The sequence below is a fragment of the Acidovorax sp. GW101-3H11 genome (assembly GCF_001633105.1).
In the GTDB taxonomy this organism is placed as follows: Bacteria; Pseudomonadota; Gammaproteobacteria; order Burkholderiales; family Burkholderiaceae_C; genus Acidovorax.
Genome location: NZ_LUKZ01000013.1, coordinates 59,128 through 75,141, shown reverse-complemented (window position 1 = coordinate 75,141; position 16,014 = coordinate 59,128). Strand labels below are relative to the sequence as shown.

Annotated in this window: 15 protein-coding genes; 3 read left to right on the top strand and 12 right to left on the bottom strand. The window is 69.3% G+C overall.

The features are described 5' to 3' along the window. Window positions 1-59: 59 nt before the first annotated feature. The 6 genes from A1D30_RS14680 to A1D30_RS14655 form a co-directional block, all read right to left on the bottom strand. Complete coding sequence (locus A1D30_RS14680; RefSeq protein ID WP_063461469.1) at window positions 60-644, bottom strand: UbiX family flavin prenyltransferase; 585 nt, start codon at window positions 642-644, stop codon at window positions 60-62. Beyond that, window positions 637-1,050 (bottom strand): putative zinc-binding protein, encoded by a 414-nt coding sequence (locus A1D30_RS14675; RefSeq protein WP_063461468.1) that lies wholly within the window; start codon window positions 1,048-1,050, stop codon window positions 637-639. Before A1D30_RS14675 ends, A1D30_RS14680 begins: the two co-directional genes overlap by 8 nt. Next, window positions 1,047-1,604 carry an SCP2 sterol-binding domain-containing protein gene (locus A1D30_RS14670; protein ID WP_063461467.1) on the bottom strand — a complete coding sequence of 186 codons (558 nt, stop codon included), beginning with the start codon at window positions 1,602-1,604 and terminating at the stop codon, window positions 1,047-1,049. The genes A1D30_RS14675 and A1D30_RS14670 overlap by 4 nt, the downstream gene beginning before the upstream one ends. A gap of 139 nt (window positions 1,605-1,743) precedes the next feature. Next, window positions 1,744-2,364, bottom strand: coding sequence for a hemolysin III family protein (locus A1D30_RS14665; protein ID WP_063461466.1), 621 nt, complete (start codon window positions 2,362-2,364; stop codon window positions 1,744-1,746). Window positions 2,365-2,372: 8 nt separating this feature from the next. Then, window positions 2,373-3,332: a U32 family peptidase gene (locus A1D30_RS14660; RefSeq protein ID WP_063461572.1), complete on the bottom strand. Its 960-nt coding sequence runs from the start codon at window positions 3,330-3,332 to the stop codon at window positions 2,373-2,375. Between the two features lie 193 nt (window positions 3,333-3,525). Continuing rightward, window positions 3,526-4,587 (bottom strand): peptidase U32 family protein, encoded by a 1,062-nt coding sequence (locus A1D30_RS14655; protein ID WP_063461465.1) that lies wholly within the window; start codon window positions 4,585-4,587, stop codon window positions 3,526-3,528. 165 nt (window positions 4,588-4,752) lie between these two features. On the opposite strand from A1D30_RS14655, the gene A1D30_RS14650 reads away from it, so the two are divergent. Further along, window positions 4,753-5,934, top strand: coding sequence for an MFS transporter (locus A1D30_RS14650; RefSeq protein ID WP_063461464.1), 1,182 nt, complete (start codon window positions 4,753-4,755; stop codon window positions 5,932-5,934). Here A1D30_RS14650 and A1D30_RS14645 read toward each other — a convergent pair. Then, window positions 5,921-6,835: a LysR substrate-binding domain-containing protein gene (locus tag A1D30_RS14645; RefSeq protein WP_063461463.1), complete on the bottom strand. Its 915-nt coding sequence runs from the start codon at window positions 6,833-6,835 to the stop codon at window positions 5,921-5,923. The two genes, A1D30_RS14650 and A1D30_RS14645, sit on opposite strands and share 14 nt — an antisense overlap. Before the next feature lie 169 nt (window positions 6,836-7,004). On the opposite strand from A1D30_RS14645, the gene A1D30_RS14640 reads away from it, so the two are divergent. Together A1D30_RS14640 and A1D30_RS14635 are read left to right on the top strand one after the other, a co-directional pair. Then, a complete protein-coding gene (locus tag A1D30_RS14640) occupies window positions 7,005-8,366 on the top strand; it encodes a M20/M25/M40 family metallo-hydrolase (RefSeq protein WP_082836468.1) in 1,362 nt (453 codons plus the stop codon). A 212-nt stretch (window positions 8,367-8,578) separates the two neighbouring features. After that, on the top strand, window positions 8,579-9,058 hold the full coding sequence (locus A1D30_RS14635) for a YidB family protein (RefSeq protein ID WP_063461462.1): 480 nt from the start codon (window positions 8,579-8,581) through the stop codon (window positions 9,056-9,058). A 55-nt stretch (window positions 9,059-9,113) separates the two neighbouring features. Here the strand turns inward: A1D30_RS14635 and A1D30_RS14630 are convergent, their stop codons facing one another. The 5 genes from A1D30_RS14630 to A1D30_RS14610 all read right to left on the bottom strand — a co-directional run bounded on the left by A1D30_RS14630 (window position 9,114) and on the right by A1D30_RS14610 (window position 15,881). Beyond that, complete coding sequence (locus A1D30_RS14630; protein WP_063461461.1) at window positions 9,114-9,986, bottom strand: alpha/beta hydrolase; 873 nt, start codon at window positions 9,984-9,986, stop codon at window positions 9,114-9,116. Window positions 9,987-10,118: 132 nt separating this feature from the next. Beyond that, the gene (locus A1D30_RS14625; RefSeq protein ID WP_063461460.1) at window positions 10,119-10,643 is read right to left on the bottom strand and encodes a TlpA disulfide reductase family protein; all 525 of its coding nucleotides are present in this window, start codon (window positions 10,641-10,643) and stop codon (window positions 10,119-10,121) included. Window positions 10,644-10,702: 59 nt separating this feature from the next. Beyond that, window positions 10,703-12,193, bottom strand: a complete 1,491-nt coding sequence (locus A1D30_RS14620; protein WP_063461459.1) for a M20 family metallopeptidase — start codon at window positions 12,191-12,193, stop codon at window positions 10,703-10,705. A gap of 213 nt (window positions 12,194-12,406) precedes the next feature. Further along, window positions 12,407-13,663, bottom strand: coding sequence for a GGDEF domain-containing protein (locus A1D30_RS14615; RefSeq protein ID WP_063461458.1), 1,257 nt, complete (start codon window positions 13,661-13,663; stop codon window positions 12,407-12,409). Window positions 13,664-13,817: 154 nt separating this feature from the next. Next, window positions 13,818-15,881: a methyl-accepting chemotaxis protein gene (locus tag A1D30_RS14610; protein WP_063461457.1), complete on the bottom strand. Its 2,064-nt coding sequence runs from the start codon at window positions 15,879-15,881 to the stop codon at window positions 13,818-13,820. Window positions 15,882-16,014 lie beyond the last annotated feature (133 nt).

Below are 16,014 nucleotides of genomic sequence, written 5' to 3'. Positions count from 1 at the left end.
ACAAAAAAGGCCGTCTGCGCGCGTCCATCATGCGCAAATAGCTATCAATACAATAGCAATCAATCCAGCCCCTGCCAGCGCGGCATCAGGCTGTGCTCCACGCCGATCAGGTCCAGCACACGTGCCACGCTGGTGTCCACCACCTCGCCCACGGTCTGCGGGCGCAGGTAGAAGGCGGGCAGCGGCGGGCAGACGATGCCGCCCATCTCGGTCACGGCCACCATGTTGCGCAGGTGGGTGAGGTGCAGGGGCGATTCGCGCACCATCAGCACCAGGCGGCGGCGCTCCTTGAGCGTGACGTCGGCCGCGCGGGTGAGCAGGTTGTCGGCCAGGCCGTGCGCAATGGCGGCCAGCGTGCGCATGGAGCAGGGCGCGACGACCATGGCATGGCATGGGAACGAGCCGCTGGCAATCGCAGCGCCCACGTTGGCCACGTCGTGCACGCGGTGCGCCAGCGCCTCCACGGCAGGGCGGTCCATGTCCAGCTCGTGCTGCAGGTTGCGCCATCCGGCATGGGAGACGACCAGGTGGGTCTCGACGCCGGGCAGGCCTTGCAGCACCTGCAGCAGGCGCGCGCCATACACGGCGCCGCTGGCGCCCGAGATGGCGACGATGATGCGGCGCAAGGGGGTGAACTCAGCCATGCGAGGCCTCCACCACGGCGGGGCGCTGCAAGGGCTGGGCGAGCTGGTCGGCCTCGACCTGCTCCAGCACCAGCGCGGCCTGCACGGGGTCGAAGTCTTCGTGGGCGCGTTTTTTGACGCCGTACTGCTGCAGCTGGTAGTGCCGGTCGGCCGCAATGCCATGGCGCGCGAGTGTGCTCTTCACACACACCAGCGGACAGCCGTCGAGCGCGATGATGGGGCGGCCCGAGCGCACGGTCTTCATCAGGTGCGGCACATCGCCGCCCACCCCGGCGATGCACGACATCTCGGCCACGCCGCGCCGGTCGAGCTGCAGCGCCACGTGGTTGGCCAGCTGCGCGGCGCTGGAGCAGCCGGAGCAGGAGTACACCAGCGGATGGTCGGCGTTGCTGGTGCTGCCGTTCATGGCTGCGCCCCCCGGCCCACGCGCCGCGCCAGCGCGCCCAGCACCGCGCGCGGGGCCAGCCTGCGCAGCGCGCCGCCGGGCTGCAGCCACTGGCGCGGGTCGAGTACAGGGGTGTCCAGCGCGTCCAGCGCATTTTTCACGGCCAGGCCCAGTTCGGTGTCGCCCTCCATGGCCAGGCGGCGGCAGAAGAACAGGGTGTCGGGGTCTTGCTTGCGCTGGGCCAGCCACAAAAAGTCCTGCGCGCTGGCGCGGATGGTGAGGTCGGGCGCCACCGGGGTGGCATGCAGGGGCGCAAAACGCTGCCCGTCCCAGCCAAAGTCGAACGCCACGCGTGCATCGCGCACGGCAATGCGCAGGTGCCGCCCGCGCAGCAGGGCCAGCACATCGGCGGGCAGGTGCGGGGCCAGCACCCGGTTGAGCCCCACGGCCAGTGCGGCCGCGCCCGGCCAGGCGGGCAGGCGCGACAGCACGGCGCCCACGGGCGCGGGCAGGGTGAAGGGTTGCGCGGTGGGCTCAGACGATGGGGCAGCGGAAAAGGGGCTCTCTGCAGTCATGGGAAGAAGCTTTGGGTGGTGGGTGGGCAGGAGTGGCTCATTCCATTTCCAAATCATTCGTGTCTAGGCGCGAAGCCGCAGGCAGTGCGGTAGCACGACAAGGCGAAGCAACAACGACACGGATGATTTGGAAATGGAATCAGGCGACGTAGACCAGCACGGTGGTGAAGTGGCAGGCACTGCCCGCCAGCACAAACAAATGCCACAGCCCGTGGCCGTGGGGAATGCGGTGGTCGGCCGCGTAGAAAACCACGCCCAGCGTGTACGCCGCGCCACCGGCGGCCAGCCAGGCGAAACCGGCAGGCGAGAGCGCGCGCCACAGCGGCACCACAGCCACCAGCGCCAGCCAGCCCATGGCCACGTACAGCACCAGCGACAGGATGCGCGCGCCGCGCGCGAGCCAGATCTCTTGCACCACACCCAGCGCAGCGAGCCCCCACACCACGCCCAGCAGCGACCAGCCCCAGGCGCCGCGCAGCGACACCAGCGCAAACGGCGTGTAGCTGCCCGCGATCAGCAGGTAGATGCTGCAGTGGTCAATCTTTTGCAGCACCGCCTTGGGCCTGCGCGCACGCACGCTGTGGTACGCGGTGGAGGCCGCATACAGCAGCACCAGCATGGCGCCGTAGATGCTGAAGCTCACGATCTTCCACGGGTCGCCCAGGCGCGTGGCCAGCACCACCAGCACGGCGGTGCCGGTGGCAGCCAGGGCGGCGCCCACCAGGTGGGTGAGGCTGTTGAGACGTTCGCCGGGGTACATGGCGGGGGCTAGACAGCGGCGGCCTTGCCTGCCGAGGGCGCGGCCTGCGGCGTGCGGCCAGGCTCCACGCGCCCCTGCTCCAGCCCGGGGCGGCCGTCCCAGAAGCCGTTGCAGGGCGCGTCGGGCAGCAGGGGTTCGGCCTGCTGGGCGCAGCGGGCGGCCAGGGCGGCGTTGGTGGCGTCGTGGCGGGCGGCGTCGAACAGCGCCACCACCTCGGCCATGTGCCGGGCCTGGGGCGACAGGCGCACCAGGTCCACGCCCAGCGCGGTCATCTGCGGCAGCGCGTGCAGCAGCTGGTACACGCGGGCCGACTGCGTCTGGATGCCGTTGAGCACGAGGAAACCTTCGCCATCGCGCGTGCGCAGCGGCAGGCCGTCGGGGTGGCTCTGGCAGACAAAACCGCAGTCGTCCTTGGGCCGGTTGGCGTGGCGCGCGGTGAAGCAGCGGGCCGAGTAGGCCAGCGGCAGGCGCCCGTGCGCAAACACCTCCGTCTGCAGCCCGGCGGGCCGCGCGGCCTGGATGCCCGCCAGGTCGGCCTGCGGCATCTCCACCGGCATCACCCAGCGCGTGGCGCCCAGCTGCGCGATCCAGCCCACGGCGCGCGGGTGGTACAGGTTCAGGTGCGGCCCGGCCACAAAGGGCTGCCCGGCCTGGTGCAGGCAGTGCACGGCGCCCATGTCGTTGGCCTCGACCACAAACCCGGGCTCGTTGGCCACGAGCTTGTGCATGGTGCCCACGTCGGCCGTGGATTCAAGCAGCACCTGGGTGGACAGCACCACCTGCTTGCCCGCCGCGCGCAGCATCTCGCCCAGCGCCAGCCAGTCCGCCAGGCGCAGCTCGTGGCGGCGCGAGCACACGGTCTCGCCCAGGTACACCACATCGAGCGGCGTGCCCGCCAGGGTGTCGTAGAAGTCGAACACCTGGCTGCGCGGCCAGTAGTACTGCAGGGGGCCCAAAGAGAGTTTCATGGGAGCGGTCTCCGGGGTTTTCATCGGGTTGTTTCGGTTTCAAAGAGGCACACCGGCCTGCCATCAGGCGCGGGCCAGGCCAGCGACCGCCGCGCAAGGGCCGCCCCGCCGCGCTGGCGGTGTCCCCCTTCCCGCATCGCGCTAGCGAGGCGAGGGAAGGGGGAAGGCGCGCAGCGCCTCAGGGGGTTGTTCCTCATTTCCAGGGACGGTGGTAGGCCCCCAGCGTGTGCTGCTGGCCTTCGGCCACCTGGTCGAGCTGGGCCATCCAGTGCGTGCGGGGGCGAAAGCGCTGGGGCTGGGCCATGCATTCGTCAATCGCGGCGCGCCATACCTGCGTGACCTGGGCCACATAGGCGGGACTGCGCTGGCGGCCTTCGATCTTGATGGCGCGCACGCCCATCTGCACCAGCTGGGGCAGCAGCTCCAGCGTGTTCAGGCTGGTGGGCTCTTCCAGCGCGTAGTAGCCCTGGTCGTCTTCCACATCAAAGCGGCCTTTGCACAGCGTGGGGTAGCCCGCCTTTTCGCCGGGCGCAAAGCGGTCGATGAGCACGCCGCCCAGGCGCGACTCCATGCTGCCTGCGGTCTCCTGCCAGCGCACGGCCTTGGGGGGCGAGCACACGCCGTGGGTGTTGGGCGATTCGCCCGTGGCGTACGAGGACAGCGCGCAGCGTCCCTCCACCATCACGCACAGGCTGCCAAAGCCGAAGACCTCGATCTCGACCTCGGTGCGCTCGATCACCTGGCGCACCTGCGGCAGCGAGAGCACGCGCGGCAGCACAGCACGCACGATGCCGAACTGCGCACGGTAGAAGTTGATGGCGTCGTGGTTGGTGGCCGAGCCCTGCACCGACAGGTGCAGCCGCAGCCGGGGGTGGTGGTGCACCGCGTGCTGCATGAGGCCGGGGTCGGCCAGGATCACGGCGTCCACACCCAGGTCCACCGCCTGGTCCAGCGCGCTCAGCCACGGTGCTTCGCGCCCGGCCTGGGGGTAGGTGTTGAGCGCCATGAACACCTTGGCGCCACGCGCGTGGGCATAGGCAATGCCCTGCGCGATGGCGGCGGCGTCGAAGTTGAGCCCCGCAAAGTTGCGCGCGTTCGTGGCGTCGCGCAGGCCCAGGTAGACGCAGCTGGCGCCATGGTCCACGGCGGCCTTGAGGGCGGGCAGGCTGCCTGCGGGGCAGACCAGCTCGGGCGCACGGGGGGGCACCACCGGGGCAGGGGCTTCGGCAAAAGAAGATACGGTCACGGAATCCATCGCGGTCCATCGTCCAAACAGGCCCGCACGGTACGGCGGCCAGGGGGTGCGTCCGCTGATCCCGATCAAAGCGGGCGCACAATGGCAGAGTTTTTTGGTCGGAATTGACCCAGATCCGGTCCCCGGCTTGACCCATTTCAAGTGCGCCCTGACGCACCTCAACCCATGAACCGCAACCTCTGGCTGCTGGCCCTGTGCCAAGGCCTGTTCCTCACCAACAACGTCGTTTTCATCGCCATCAACGGTCTGGTGGGCCTGCAGCTGGCCCCGTTTGGCTGGATGGCCACGCTGCCGGTGATGGGTTATGTAGTGGGCGGGGCGCTGTCCACGCCGCTGGTAGCGCACAGCCAGGCGCGGTGGGGGCGCAAGGTGTCGTTCCAGATCGGGCTGGCCGTGGCCGTGGCGTCGGCCGCGCTGTGTGCCTGGGCGGCGTTCAGCGGCAGCTTCTGGCTGCTGTGCTCGGCCACGGTGGTGGCGGGCTACTACAGTGCCAATGGCGGGCTGTACCGCTTTGCTGCGGCCGAACTGGCCCCGCCAGACTACCGTGAAAAGGCCGTATCGCTGGTGCTGGCCGGTGGCCTGCTGGGCGCCGTGGCGGGCCCCAACCTGGCCAGCGCCACGCGCACGCTGTTCCCGGTGCCGTTTGCGGGTGCCTACATCGCACTGATCGGCGTGGCGCTGTTGTCCATGCTGTGCATGTCGGCCATTCGCTTCGAGGCGCAACCCGTGGTGCTGAATGCTGCGGGCCAGCGCGAGCAGGGGCGCCCGCTCACCGAGCTGATGCGCCAGCCCGCCTTCATCGTGGCCATTGTGGGTGCCGCGCTGGGCTACGGCGTGATGAACCTGCTGATGGCCGCCACGCCGCTGGCCATGCAGGTGTGCGGTTTTGACTTCGACGCCTCGGCGCTGGTGCTGGAATGGCACGTGATCGGCATGTTCGCGCCCGGCTTTGTCACCGGCCACCTCATCAAGCGCTTTGGCGTGCTGCCCATCATGGGCGTGGGGGTGCTGCTGAACTTTGCCTGCGTGGCCGTGGCGCTGATGGGCCTGGAGCTGCACCACTTCGGCATTGCGCTGTTCTTCCTCGGCGTGGGCTGGAACTTCCTGTTCACCGGCTCCACCACGCTGGCGATGACGGCCTACCGCCCGGAAGAGAAGGACCGCGCCCAGGCCGCCATCAACTTCTGCGTGTACGCCACGCTGGCGCTGAGCGCGTTTTCGTCGGGCGTGCTGGTCACCACCCAGGGTTGGACGCTGCTCAACGCAGGCTCGCTGCTGCCCATCACCCTCACCGGCCTGGCGCTGGTGTGGCTGGCGCTGCAGCGCCGCCGCACTACGGCGGCGTAACGCCAGCGCCCGAGGCCGCCATCTCGGCCTGCAGCCACTGCGTGAAGGCGGCCACCGTGGGGTCGGGCTCGCGCGCGGGCGGCATGAACAGGCTGTAGCCCCGAGCGCCCGTGTCGGCATGCGGGTGGGCCAGGGCCAGCGTGCCTGCGTCCAGTTCGCGCTGCACAAAATACTGCGGCACCAGGCCCACGCCCAGGTCGGCGCGCACGGCCTCCACCAGCATCGAGAACAGGTCGAACCGGTGGCCGCCCAGCCGGTGCTCGGGCACGCGGGTAATGCCTGCACGCGCAAACCAGTCGTCCCACGCGCCCAGGCGCGAGCTGAGCTGCAGCAGCGGCACCGCGCGGAAGTCGCCCCGCGCCATGGCCCGCCGGTGGCGCGCGCCGGGTGCACACACGGCGACCACCACCTCGCGCATCAGCGGCATGGCCTGGGCGCCGGGCCAGCTCGCGTCGTCGTACTGCACGGCCAGGTCAAACGGCAGCTCGGCCATGTAGGTCTGCGTGGGGAACACCTGCAGGTGCAGGCTGCAGTGGCGGTGCCGGGCCAGAAAGTCGGGCAGGCGCGGCAGCAGCCAGCGCTCGGCAAACACGGGCACACAGCCCACCAGCAGGCGCGTGCCGTCGGGCCGCTGGGCCATGGCTTCGAGCGTGTGGTTCTGCAGCCGCAGCAGGTCGCCCACCACCTGGCCGTGGTAGCGCCGCCCGGCGGGCGTGAGGCGCGAGCCACGCGCGCTGCGCTCGAACAGCAACACGCCCAGCTGGGCCTCCAGGTGGCGGATCTGCTGGCTGACGGCACTGTGCGTGATGCACAGCTCCTCGGCCGCCTGACTCACGCTGTGGTGGCGGGCCACGGCCTCGAAGGCCAGGAGGGCGCGGGTGCTGGGGATGTGGCGGTGCATGGAAGGGGCAGGCAAAGCGGGGGTGTAAGAAAAACTGTCAGCCCGCCAAATTAAAGCAAAGCGGGCGCGGCGCACTCGCGCGACGATGCGGGGCATGCAAGCTCCGCGCCCACGGCGGGGTGCTGCGCCTCTTGCCTCTTCTTTCTTTGGCTCTTCTCTCTCCTGTTTTATGACCACCCCATATTCCCGCCGCCGCCCCCACGCCACCCACGCGCTGTGCGCCATCGCCCTGGCCGCCGCCACCTGGACGGCACCCGCCGCTGCACAAAGCGCGGTGGCCTCGGCACCCGAGCAGCTCAGCCCCGCCGTCGAGGCCGCGTTCACGCGCCTGCTGGCCGCGCCCCGCATCACCCAGCTGATGGACGCGGTGCGCGCCGACCACACCCGCTCCATCGACGACCTGAAGATGCTCACCGAGATCGAGGCGCCGCCCTTCAAGGAGCAAAAGCGCGCAGAGGCCTTCCTGACGCGGCTGCAGGCGCTGGGCCTGACGCACGCGGCCATCGACGCTGAAGGCAATGTGGTGGGCCTGCGCAAGGGCACGGGCAAGGGGCCGAAGCTGGTCATCTCGGCCCACCTGGACACGGTGTTCCCTGCGGGCACCGACGTGAAGGTGAAGGAGCAGGACGGCAAGCTCATGGCCCCCGGCATTTCGGACAACACGCGCAGCCTGGCCGTGCTGCTGTCGTGGCTCAAGGTGCTGAACGAGCAGAAGATCGAGACCGTGGGCGACCTGCTGTTTGTGGGCAATGTGGGCGAGGAAGAGCTGGGCAACCTGCGCGGCATGAAGCACCTGTTTGCCGAGCACCGCGACATCGATGGCATGGTGGCCCTGGAGCCCGCCGCCGACGGCAACGTGCTGGTGCTGGGCACGGGCAGCCACCGCTACGAGGTCACCTTCAAGGGCCCGGGCGGCCACAGCTATGCCGCGTTTGGCCGCGTGCCCAGCGCCATCCACGGCATGGGCCGTGCCATTGCCAAGATCGCCGACATCAAGACCCCCAGCTACCCCAAGACCACCTTCACCGTGGGCACGGTGGGCGGCGGCACTTCGGTGAACACGATTGCGCCCGATGCGCGCATGGCGGTGGACATCCGCTCGGACGCGATGGCACCGCTGCTGGAGACCGAAAAGAAGATCCTCGCCGCCATCGACGAGGCCGTGGCCGAAGAAAACCAGCGCTGGGGCGTGCAGTCGCTCAGCGTGTCGCACAAGCTGATCGGCGACCGCCCGGGCGGTCAGACCGCATCGGACGCGCTCATCGTGCAGGCTGCAGTGCGCGCCAACCGCGCCCATGGCCGCAAGACCATCCTGGGCGGGGCCAGCACCGACGCCAACGTGCCCATGTCGCTGGGCATCCCGGCCATCGTGATGGGCGGCGGCGGCAAGACCGGCGGCTTCCATGCGCTGTCCGAGTGGATCGACCTGACCGACGCCTGGCAGGGCGCGCAGACCTCGCTGATCACCGTGCTGGGCCTGGTGGGTGTGCAGGGGGTGAGCGAGCCGCTGCTGGAAAAACGGAAGAAGTAAAAAGCCCTCCATCCGTTCGGGCTGAGCCCGTCGAAGCCAGGGCACCGCCCCGGCACGGGCAGTGGAAGAAAAGACCGGAAGAATTCACGTTTGTTGACACAGGGCATCGGCCCGGGTGCGTACCATCCGCCCTGGGGCGCCTGCGGGCGGGTTCCTCTCATCCGTCCTTCTTCCTCCCTTCCCCTTTCTTTTTTCTTCCGCAGGAGATCACCATGGGCTTGCTCGATTCCGTCTTGGGTGCCGTCATCAACAACGCGTCGCAGGGCGGCGCACAGGCCTCGGCTGGCGGCGCGGCCGGTGGGCTGGGCGGCCTGCTGGGCCTGGCCGCGCAGAACCCGCAGCTCATCCAGGTGGTGATGTCCCTGATCAGCAACGATGGCCCGGTGGGCGGCTTGCCGGGCCTGATGGCCAAGTTCCAGCAGGCCGGGCTGGGCAATGTGATTGCCTCTTGGCTCAGCAGCGGGCCCAACCAGGCGATCTCGGGCGAGCAGCTGTCGCAGGTGCTGGGCAGCGGGCCGCTGTCACAGATCGCCGCACAGCTGGGTGTGGGCAGCGGCGCCGCCGCAGGCCAGCTGGCCCAGGTGCTGCCGGGCCTGGTGGACCAGCTCAGCCCCCAGGGCCATGCGCCGCAGGGCGGGTTTGGCAATGCCAACGACCTGTTCGGGATGTTGGGCGGTTTGCTTCAAAAATGATAGCTATTAGCGCATGATGGACGCGCGCAAGAGCCCTTTTTTCCTCAAATTTTGATCACTGCGCCAGCGGGCAGCGCCGCACCAGCCACTGGCGCAGCAGGTCGAACACGGGCTCGGCCAGCTCGGGGCTTTCGTTGAACAGCTCGTGGTACAGCGGCTCGAAGCAGTGCGACTGCACCAGGGCCTGGGGCGCGGCGGCGGCAAAGGCGCGGCTGCCTGCGGGGTTCACCAGCTTGTCACCGCCCGCCCAGATCAGCAGCGTGGGCACGCTCCAGTGCGCGGCGCGCGCCACGGTGGCGGGGCCGCCGTCGGCGATGAAGCGCGCCAGGCGCGCGCTGATGCGGTCGTGGCACAGCGGGTCGGCCAGGTAGGCGGCAGGCACGGCCGGGTCGTGCGAGAGGTATTGCGCATCGAGCCCGTTGCCCACGCGCAGGTTGGGCGCAAAACGCGGCAGCGTGGCCAAAAGCAGTTTTTGCACGGCGTTCAGGCCCGGGTCCAGCGCGGGGGATGACAACACCAGCGCATCGATGGGCCGCAGGTGCATGGCCACAAACCGCGCGGCCACCAGGCCGCCCATGCTGTGGCCCAGCAGCACCAGGGGCTGGCCCTGTGGCATGCGGGCGCGGGTGGCGTCCACCAGGTCGGCCAGGTCGTCGAGCAGGCGCAGGTCGCTGGTAAGGCCGCCGCGTGGCCCGGCGGATTCGCCGTGGCCATAGTGGTCGTAGCCGCGCACGGCAAACCCCCAGTCGTTCAGCCTGCGCGCCACAGGGTCGTAACGGCCCACATGCTCACCCAGGCCATGCACCAGCAGCACGGTGCCCCGGCAGGGTTCGCCCTCGGGCAGGGGCCAGTCCTGCACGGCCAGGTTCTCGCCGTCGCTGGCGGTGAAGGAGGTCAGGGTTGAGGGGGTGAGTTCGTCAGCGTTCATGGGCAGCAGGGGCTGTCAGGGGGATGGCATGCAGCATACCCCGCGCCTTCCAACTCTCGAAGGACTCAGTGGCAGCCCCACCACTCCAGCCCACGGCTGTGCCGGTTGCGGTCCCGCCTCATCCCGCCCAGCTCAGGCGAGCGAAGTCCAGAGGTCGTCCCAGTCTGTGGGCTGGAAGTTGCCCTCGCGCCGCAGCACCTGCTGGTGCTGGCGGTTGAGGACGTAGTGGGTGGGGCGGCGGGTGATGGCGCCAAAGCTGTCCTGGTGACCGGCCGCATTGCGCCAGGCAATGGGAAAGCGCTGCTCTGCGGGCACGGACACCTTGAGCAGCTCGATGTACTGCATGAAGTCCGCACTTTTGTCGTCCATGTTCACGCCCAGCAGCACAAAGTCTCGCTGGCGGTTGTTGGCGTAGAACTCGCGCATCAGGCGGAGTTCATTGACACAGAGCGCGCAGCCCGCTGTGAAGAAGCTCACAAGACACACCTTGCCTGCGTAGTCCGCCAGGGCCACAGGCCTGCCGTCACCGTTGGTGCCCGACAGCGTGTGGCGCGGCCCGGGAGGCGTGGCAGCAGGCGCCTGGGCATGGACAAGCGGCGGCATCGCCGTGGCCAGGGTGGTGGCCGTGCAGGCCCTCAGAAAAGCGCGTTTGTCCATGGTGCGGGCCCGCAAAAAAAGGGAGTGAGAAAGCGCCAAAAGCGGCACCGATGCGCCCATCAATCCGCTGCTGCGGTGGCCGCCTGGTGCTGCGCCATGCCCGCAATCACCTGCGCCACGGCGGCGGTGAGCTTCTTGGCATAGGGCACGTGCAAGAACTCGTTGGGGCCGTGCGCGTTGCTCTTGGGGCCCAGCACGCCGCAGACCATCATCTGCGCGGTGGGGAAGCCTTCGCTGAGCATGTTCATGAGCGGGATGGTGCCGCCCTGGCCGATGTAGCCGCAGGGTGCGCCAAAGTGCGCCTGCGAGGCCTCATTGAGTGCCTGCTCGAACCAGGGCGTGGTGGCCGGGGCATTCCAGCCCGTGGCGCCGCTCGTGCCCTGGAAGGTGACCTTGGCCTGGTAGGGCGCGTTGTCTTCGAGCAGCGCTTTCAGCTCTTGCACGGCCTGGCCCGCATCCACCAGGGGCGGCAGGCGCAGGCTGAGCTTGAAGGCGGTGTAGGGGCGCAGCACGTTGCCTGCGTCCTGCAGCGCGGGGAAGCCTTCGGCGCCGGTCACGGAGAGCGTGGGCTCCCACGTGCGCTTGAGCAGGGCCTGCACCGGGTCGGTGGTGGTGGGCAGCGCAAAGGTGGTGGCACCGCCGCAGTCGTAATGCGCCCAGGGGAAGCGCTTGTACACCTCGTCACCCAGGATGGCGGCCGTGGCGCGGGCCTGGCCCAGGCGGTCGGCGGGCACCTCGCAGTGGAAGCTGGCGGGCAGCAGGCGGCCGGTGGCGCTGTCCTCCAGGCGGTCGAGCACCTGCCGCATGATGCGGAACGACGAAGGCACCAGGCCCGAGGCGTCGCCGGAGTGGATGCCTTCGGTGAGGATCTCGACCTTGAGCGTGCCGGTGGCCATGCCGCGCAGGCTGGTGGTGAGCCACAGCTGGTCGTAGTTGCCCGCGCCCGAGTCCAGGCACACCACCAGTGCCACGTTGCCCATGCGGGGCTTCAGGGCCTCGATGTAGGGCAGCAGGTCGCGCGAGCCGCTTTCTTCGCAGGTTTCGATCAGGCCCACGATGCGCGGGTGCGGCACGTTCTGGCGCTTGAGCTCCTGCACGGCGGCGATGCTGGCGTAGACCGCGTAGCCGTCGTCGGCGCCGCCCCGGCCGTAGAGCTTGCCGTCTTCGTACTTGGGCGTCCAGGGGCCGAGGTCGTTGCGCCAGCCGCTGAACTCGGGCTGCTTGTCCAGGTGGCCATACATCAGCACGGTGTCGGTGGCGCCCGCCTGGGTGGCGTCGATTTCAAAGAACAGCACGGGGGTGCGGCCTTCCAGGCGCACCACTTCAAGCTTCAGGCCTTCGACCTTCTGCGATTCAACCCAGGCGGCGGCGTTGCGCACCACGGTGTCGAGCAAGCCCTGTGCGGCCCAGTCGGGCGAGAACATGGGCGATTTGGCGGGGATGGCGATGTAGTCGGTGAGCTGGCGAACAATGTCGTTGTCCCAGGCTTGGCTGACCCGTTCGAGGGCCAGGGCGGGTTGCAGGGCGTGGGCGGGGACTCGGGCGTTCATGGACAGCTCTCCTGGATGGGGGGATGGGAGCCTGGGTGCTGTCCCGTGCGGGTTGCGCCGGGACGGCCAACAGGTTCTTGTGGACCAAAACCAGCATTCCAACACAAGCCCTGCGCACATGCCACCGGGCACGGCCATACACCTGCAAACGGCTCTGTTGCGCCGCAGCATGGCCCCTGCGTTGGCGGGCTGCCCACCGGGGTTCTGGGCTGCTCAGTACCGGGAGACGGGATGGGTCTCGGGGTTGTCCAGGGCGGCGCGCTGTGCAGACGGGCGCCGCAGGCCCGTGGCCACCTCCACGCGGTTGCGGCCGTTCTCCTTGGCCTGGTAGAGCGCGCGGTCGGCGGCAGCGATCAGCATGTCCCAGCTGTCGCCCGACTCCAGGCGGCCGCCAAACACGCCAATGCTCACGGTGACGGCGATGCTCGTGCCGCCGGGCTCGGGGCGGGTGTCGCTGCCCCCTTCGGTACTGCCAATGCGGCACCGCGACTCGGCCACCGCGCGGCACAGCTCGCGCGCCAGCTGTTCGGCGCCCAGCAGCGTGGTGTCGGGCAGCACCACCATGAACTCCTCGCCGCCGTAGCGCCCCACCAGGTCCTGCGCGCGCACCCGCCCACGCAGCACGTCCACCACGCTGCACAGCACCTGGTCGCCTGCGGGGTGGCCGTAGCGGTCGTTCACGCGCTTGAAGTGGTCGATGTCCACCATCATGAGCGCGATGGGCTCGCGGGTGCGCACGGCGCGCGAGACATCGCGGTCGAGAGCGGAGATCAGCGAGCGGCGGTTGGCCACGCCGGTGAGCGGGTCGATGGCGGCCATGATGCGGTTGTTCTCGTCGGCCCGGTCGCGCGCCATGAACACAAAACCCATGGAGCTGATGAGCACCACCGAGAAGGTGGCCAGAAAGGTGAGCGTCTGCAGCGCGCTGGCCTGCAGGATGCCGGAGGCCACGGCCGTGCTGCTGAGCGCCAGCAGGGCCCGGCCGCTGAGCACGGCGGCCTCCAGCGCCAGCCCCGCCACCAGCAGCCACTGCCCGCGCCCCACCGTGGCATCGCGGCGCTCCAGCGCCGTGGCCAGCGCCCACACGGCCTGCAGGCCAATCACCAGGCCCACAAAACTCACACGGGCCGCAAAGTTGTCGATGAAGGCAATCACAAAGCCGGTGACCAGCGCGGGCGGTGCCATCAGCAAAAGCCACCGGGCAGGCTGCCCCTGGAACTGGCGGATCGCCGCGATCATGCCGACAAACACGCAAGACAGCAGCAGGTTGCCCAGCACCACCGACAGAAGGTCGGGCACCAGGCCGCGCAGCATGATGAGGCCGTGCCCGATGGCGTTGACCAGCAGGGCCGCTGCCCAGCGCCCCAGGCCGTCGCGCCGACGCCCCCAACCCACCACCGCCATGGAGGCCGCCATCATCAGCGAGCTGACAATGATCATTGCCAGCATGGTGGGAACGTGGGCAGCCATGGAGCGCGGGGGGCCTGTGGGAGGGGTGGTGGGTCAGCCCAGCATAAACCAAGCTGCGCGGCGCGCGAAACACCAATGTGCCAACCCCCAGGCGCCCTGGCGACAGGCTGGCAGCCGCCGCCCCTGCCGCCCCCCCGGGGACTGAGGGCACGGTTCAGTGCAACTGCGCGGGCTCGCCCCGGCGGCGGCCACCCGTAGAGGCACTGCCCGGCGCCCGCAGGGCCGGGCCGGGGCCGCTGCCCGCCTGTGGTGCGGCCAGGGCCTGCAAGTCTTCATGCCCATCGCCCGCGCCGTGGCCCAGCTTGAACACCTGCACCGCCCCCGCCAGGCGCGTGGCCTGCTCGCGCAGGCTTTGTGCGGCGGCGGCAGATTGCTCCACCAGCGCGGCGTTCTGCTGGGTCATCTGGTCGAGCTGGTTCACGGCGGTGTTGACCTGGCCAATGCCGTCCGACTGCTCGCCCGAGGCGGCCGTGATCTCGCCAATGATGTCGCCCACGCGTTTGACGGAGCCCACGATCTCGTCCATGGTGCTGCCCGCGTTCTGCACCAGGCGCGCGCCCGATTCCACCCGCTCGACCGAGGCGCCGATGAGCGCCTTGATCTCGCGTGCGGCCTCGGCACTGCGCCCGGCGAGGTTGCGCACCTCGCTGGCCACCACGGCAAAGCCCCGGCCCTGTTCGCCCGCACGCGCGGCTTCCACAGCCGCGTTCAGCGCGAGGATGTTGGTCTGGAAAGCAATCGAATCGATGACGCCGATGATGTCGGCGATCTTGCGCGAGCTTTGGTTGATGTCGCCCATGGTGGTGACCACCTCGCCCACCACCTGGCCGCCACGCGCGGCCACCTCGGCGGCGGTGCTGGCCAGCTGGTTGGCCTGGCGCGCAGCGTCGGCCGACTGGCGCACGGTGGCCGTGAGCTGGTCCATGCTCTGCGCGGTCTGGGCCAGGCTGCTGGCCGTGGCCTCGGTGCGGGCCGACAGATCCTGGTTGCCGCTGGCGATCTCGGCGCTGGCCGTGGTGATGCTGTCCACCGCCGTGCGCACCTGCTGCAGCATCTGCGTGTAGCGCTGGCGCATGCCCTCGACCTCTTGCACCAGCGCGCCGATTTCGTCGCGCCGCGTGGTGCGGAAAGCCTCGGTCAGGTCGCCCTGGGCCACCAGCGTGATGGCCTGGGTCAGGTCCTGCAGCGGGCGGCTCACGCCCCGGCGCAGCATCACGAACAGGCCAATGGCCAGCAGCACCACGGCCACAGCCATCAGGCCCCACACGGCCAGCGTCACGCGGCGCTGGCTGGCCATGGCCTCGCCGTCGGCCACCTCGGCCACCACCCACCAGCCACCGCCGGTCTTGCGCACCAGCGCCCAGGGGTCCGTGGCGCCCGCGCCCAGCACGGGGGCGGCCTCGCGCACAAAGCCGTCTTGCGACGCGGCCAGGGCTTCAAAGAAGGGGCGGGCCTGCGGGTAGGCCTCCAGCACGCGCTTGCCACGCGCCGTGGGGTGGTACACAAACACCGCCTTGTCGAGCGAGGTGCCGGGGTTGATCACGTAGGTGCCGCCGTGCTCGAAGAATTTGGTCTGCGTGACCTGCTTTTGCAGCATGGCGTGGAACACGCTGATGTCGTTGCCGATGAACAGCAGCGCAATCACTTTGCCCGAAGCATCTTTGGCGGGCAAGTAGTGGCCCATGTAGGGCTTGCCGCCCGCCACCGTGACGCCGGTGTAGGGCTCGCCCTTGGACACGGTGGCATAGGCCGGGTCGTCCTTGCCCAGCGGCGTGCCCTGCTGGCGCTCGCCCTTGTCGTTCTTGACCGAGGTGGTGATGCGGATGAAGTCGTCGCCCTTCTTGGCGAACACCGTGGCGATGCCGCCGGTTTCGCTGGCGAATTTATCGACCGAACCATAGTCCTCGTTGACCAGCGCGCCGTAGCTGCGCAGCTCGCCCGTGGCTTCGTCGAGCTGCATGGTGGCCTCGAAGTAGCGCTGGAAGCCCTTCATGGTGAGCTGCACCAGCTCGCGGTTGGTGTTGTCGGCCGCGTCCAGCGACTGCGCCACGCTCTGTGCCGTGTCGCCCACGCTGGCCACCACCTGCGCACGCGTGCTGCGCTCGGTCAGCACCGCAATCGCCAGCCCCACCAGCACCAGCACCAGGGCCACCAGCCCGATGGCGGCCAGCGTGACCTGCCGCGCGACAGAACGGTTGTTGGCCAGGGATGCTGCCATGGGGGATGTCTCCTGCGGGTGATTACAAATGCACAAAGCCGGCTGGGCCGGTCTGCTCTGAATCTACGGCCAGAGTCTTGTTACATTTATTCACGCATTCCCTTACGCAATTGCGCGGACTGGAGGCGCGGGG

What these genes read in the sequence shown, in the direction of transcription:
- A1D30_RS14615 (WP_063461458.1), bottom strand. Translation starts at nt 13,663, where the DNA reads ATGGCTGCCCACGTTCCCACCATGCTGGCAATGATCATTGTCAGCTCG.
- A1D30_RS14610 (WP_063461457.1), bottom strand. Translation starts at nt 15,881, where the DNA reads ATGGCAGCATCCCTGGCCAACAACCGTTCTGTCGCGCGGCAGGTCACG.
- A1D30_RS14630 (WP_063461461.1), bottom strand. Translation starts at nt 9,986, where the DNA reads ATGAACGCTGACGAACTCACCCCCTCAACCCTGACCTCCTTCACCGCC.
- A1D30_RS14675 (WP_063461468.1), bottom strand. Translation starts at nt 1,050, where the DNA reads ATGAACGGCAGCACCAGCAACGCCGACCATCCGCTGGTGTACTCCTGC.
- A1D30_RS14625 (WP_063461460.1), bottom strand. Translation starts at nt 10,643, where the DNA reads ATGGACAAACGCGCTTTTCTGAGGGCCTGCACGGCCACCACCCTGGCC.
- A1D30_RS14635 (WP_063461462.1), top strand. Translation starts at nt 8,579, where the DNA reads ATGGGCTTGCTCGATTCCGTCTTGGGTGCCGTCATCAACAACGCGTCG.
- A1D30_RS14655 (WP_063461465.1), bottom strand. Translation starts at nt 4,587, where the DNA reads ATGGATTCCGTGACCGTATCTTCTTTTGCCGAAGCCCCTGCCCCGGTG.
- A1D30_RS14660 (WP_063461572.1), bottom strand. Translation starts at nt 3,332, where the DNA reads ATGAAACTCTCTTTGGGCCCCCTGCAGTACTACTGGCCGCGCAGCCAG.
- A1D30_RS14645 (WP_063461463.1), bottom strand. Translation starts at nt 6,835, where the DNA reads ATGCACCGCCACATCCCCAGCACCCGCGCCCTCCTGGCCTTCGAGGCC.
- A1D30_RS14640 (WP_082836468.1), top strand. Translation starts at nt 7,005, where the DNA reads ATGACCACCCCATATTCCCGCCGCCGCCCCCACGCCACCCACGCGCTG.
- A1D30_RS14620 (WP_063461459.1), bottom strand. Translation starts at nt 12,193, where the DNA reads ATGAACGCCCGAGTCCCCGCCCACGCCCTGCAACCCGCCCTGGCCCTC.
- A1D30_RS14670 (WP_063461467.1), bottom strand. Translation starts at nt 1,604, where the DNA reads ATGACTGCAGAGAGCCCCTTTTCCGCTGCCCCATCGTCTGAGCCCACC.
- A1D30_RS14665 (WP_063461466.1), bottom strand. Translation starts at nt 2,364, where the DNA reads ATGTACCCCGGCGAACGTCTCAACAGCCTCACCCACCTGGTGGGCGCC.
- A1D30_RS14650 (WP_063461464.1), top strand. Translation starts at nt 4,753, where the DNA reads ATGAACCGCAACCTCTGGCTGCTGGCCCTGTGCCAAGGCCTGTTCCTC.
- A1D30_RS14680 (WP_063461469.1), bottom strand. Translation starts at nt 644, where the DNA reads ATGGCTGAGTTCACCCCCTTGCGCCGCATCATCGTCGCCATCTCGGGC.